This window comes from Motilimonas pumila, assembly GCF_003596335.1.
In the GTDB taxonomy this organism is placed as follows: Bacteria; Pseudomonadota; Gammaproteobacteria; order Enterobacterales; family CBDFNC01; genus Motilimonas; species Motilimonas pumila.
Genome location: NZ_QZCH01000179.1, coordinates 1 through 518, shown reverse-complemented (window position 1 = coordinate 518; position 518 = coordinate 1). Strand labels below are relative to the sequence as shown.

Here is a 518-nt window from a genome sequence, read left to right as displayed (position 1 = left end):
ACTTGCCCGCGACATCGCGAACGACGGCGTGCTGGGGAACCGCCACCGCACCGCGTTTGCCGATCGCGGCGATGCGATTGTCGACGACGACGACGTCGGCATCGTCGATCACTTGATCGCCGTGCATCGTGATCGCCGTCGCGCCACGCAACACGAGCGTCCCGTGCGGCACGTCGCGTGGCACTTCGACCTTCAGCGCAAACGATTCGACGCCGTGCTGGCCCGCCACGGCCGGGCGCTGGAGGCGGCCAAGACCGTCACCGAGGGCTTGGTCAAGGCCATCGCCGAAGAGGTGGCCTCGCAGCGCGCCAGCGGCGCCGGCTACGGGCCGGGCGCCGAGCCGACGACCGCCGACGCCACGGCCATCACGCTCAACAAGCGGGCCTGACCCCCGTCAGCGTCACCGTGCGGCCGACGCCGACGGCTTCCAGGAAGTCGGCGTCGTGGCTGACCGCCAGCAGCGCGCCGTCATAGCCGCGCAGGGCGCTCTCGACGGCCTCGATCGACTCCAGGTCGAG

General features: G+C 71.2%; 1 pseudogene. It reads left to right on the top strand.

Features of this window, described 5'->3' with window-relative positions:
* Positions 1–388: pseudogene (locus tag D1Z90_RS21880) on the top strand (hypothetical protein); the annotation flags it as partial.
* Positions 389–518 lie beyond the last annotated feature (130 nt).